This is a genomic window from Rhizobium sp. 01T417, assembly GCF_056398905.1.
The window spans coordinates 1-2,781 of sequence record NZ_JBFTQH010000090.1; the positions used below are offsets into that span (position 1 = coordinate 1).

General features: G+C 58.1%; 1 protein-coding gene. It reads left to right on the forward strand.

The window, feature by feature from the left end; all coding sequences use genetic code 11:
- Window positions 1-261: 261 nt before the first annotated feature.
- Window positions 262-2,781: ATP-binding protein (locus AC1DPR_RS31490; protein WP_477817966.1), on the forward strand; the 2,520-nt coding region annotated here is incomplete at its 3' end.

The window sequence follows — 2,781 nt, forward strand, 5'->3', positions numbered from 1 at the left end:
ATGACTGTGAGCGGCAGATCATTGGGGCGGTTCGCGGAACCTGTTTGATCGGTGTTCTGAGGCACGGGGCTGGTCCTACCCCAGAATCCCCGAGGCGCGGGTGGCGTGACGCGTCCCACAGGCACGGAGCCGATGCTGTGGATTTGTCCAGTATTGACAAATGCTAACACCAACCATTACCTTACGCTATAGGTAGTATAAAGCTACATATAGCACAAAGCGACATACATGCGCCAAGCGCGCGGCTACGGAGGTTTCAGGTTGAGCGATCAAGTGAATTTGCACGGCGATCCATCGGGTTCACGTTTCGCACTGCAGCGCGTGATTCTGATCGACTCGTACACCGAGGGGCGAATCACCGAATTGCCGCTTGCCGGCGGCACCGCGATCACGGGGCGGAATGGTCGAGGGAAGACATCCCTGCTGCGTCTCATCCCAGCGTTCTATGGAGAGCGTCCCGATCGGATCGTAAAGCCAGTCAGCAACCAGAAGAATTTTGCGCGCTACTACTTGCCCAGATCCACGTCGTATATCGTCTATGAATATCGGCGTGATGACATCGTGTGCTGCGCCATCCTGTGCGCGGATCAGTCCGGCGATGGCGTCGAGTACCGCTTCGCGCGGAGTGTGTACCAGCGGGAATGGTTCGTGCACGACGACGAAACCACCCTCGTCGCGAGCTCGAACCTCCTTGAACGGCTAAAGTTGCGGGGCGTAATCTGTACGCGGAAAATGCCGCTTGACCAGTATCGGGCGATCATCCAGGGAAAGCGTGCGCATGGCTCCGACCTGAAGCAACATCGCCGGGACATCCTGGAATACGCCTTCTGCCCCAGCAGTCAGCCCCTCCCGCATATCGAGCGCATCGTGTTCGGCATGTTTATGCGCAAGACCAACTTCGCGGACTTGCAACGCATGATCGTGGCCACCGTAACCGATGCCGGTGGGCAGATTTCGCTTGGCGCGGAGCGCAAGAAGATCGAGAGCTGGCCGGATGCCTTCGAGAGCTATACGGCAGTCATGGCCGAGGCGCATCGCATGGAGGCGGTGCAAAAGGCCTACGACGCAGTGCTCGCAGCTGAACAGGAACTTCGGAACATCCATGCGAGGTTCCTGTCGTTGGACCGATCCCTCGAAGATGATCAAGTAATGAAGCGGCGCGAGCACGAAGCGGCCAAGCAGGATCTGGAAAAGGCCGAGCAGGAGCATAGTGCGGCCCTTCGAATTATTCTCGATAAACTCGACCAAACCGAACGTAACCTTGATGCGATTTCTGGGAAGCTCAATCAACTGAGTCAGAAGCACGCGTCCTATCAGAACCAAGGGGTGGCGGCGAAGGCTACCCTTCTCGATCGTGAAGAGGAGATCGCTCAAGCCAGGCAGCACCTTGAATCACGCAAGGCTGCACTGCTGAGCGCGCAAACGAACATCGAGGACGAGTACCGAAAAATTCTGGACACCTTGCGCCTCGAATACACCGAGCGACTCCCTAATTTTGAACGACAACGCTCCGAAGCCAGGGAAGCGCATCAGGCGCGGGTAGACGCACTCTCCGCGGATTTCGATCAGCAAGAGTGCGAAGTACGGCAGGCATCCGCCTCCAGCGAGAAGGGGTTGCAGGAAGCTGCCAGTCTCGCCAGCGAGGCAGTAGGCAAGTCCAAGGCGCAGTTTACCAATCCGCAACCCGACTTGGCGCTCGTTGAGATCGCGGAGCAGCAGGAGGCGAAGGTGGATGATGCCCGCGCGAAGCACCAGGGCGCCATCGAGCACGAAGGCGAAGCACAAAAGACGTATGAGGCGGCCCGAAACTCCTTTGCACACACTGAGAATGCCCTGCGCGTATCGCAGGCTGAATCCCAAAAGCTTGACCAGGCCCTCAAGTCCTTGCTCATGCATGCTTCGCCAGACGAGAACAGTGTGCTCCACGTCTTGCGTAGCCAGCGTCCGGAGTGGACGCAGGACATCGCAAAGGTTCTGCGAGACGACATCCTGAACCGCACCGATCTTTCGCCGATCGTCGGTGCGATTCAGGACAGCGTTTATGGCCTCCAGTTGGACCTTGAGCTGTTGGATACGCCTCTCGTGGCCGACGAATCCGCACTGCAGCGTGAGATCGACGCTGCCCGTGAGACCATGCAGAGGCAAAAAGATCGCGTCTCGCAACAGGAAGCGATCCTCGCTCAGCGCAGCGCTGATCGGGCCGCGGCCGAAGACATGAAAGGTCTGAAGTCTAGTGAAGCCGCGATCGCAAAATCGGCACTATTGTCGGCTGAGAAACAGCTAAAGACAGCACGTGCCGATGTTCAGCGCAGCCGGGAGGCCGCGAAAGAACAGGCGCGAGATGCTCATGACAAAGCAGCGCGCCATCTGGACGAGGCTACGCAGCGCCTGTCGCAGCATCGCGTCCGCCTTGAACAGGATGTGGCGTCGCTACGGGCACGACAGCAGCAACGTAGGGACGAAAGCGGGCGAACGCTTGAGCAACTACTTGTCGACATTCATGGAAAAGAGGCGGCAGCCACGAAACGCTTCGAAGACGCCTGCGCCCAGGTCAATACCGACCGAACAGCGAAGTTGAAGGAACGCGGTATCGACACGAGTGCATTGACGGAACTCGAGCAACAGATCGACGCGGCGGCAAAGGAGATGAAAATCATCAACCAGTCGCGAAACCTGATTCTGGAATGGCGTCTCTGGCTGAGCGGGGAATGGAGCCAAAAATCCGCCCATGAGGAAGCGCTCACGAAGGTGCAGTCAGAGAAGTCGGTCCTTGAAGAGGCC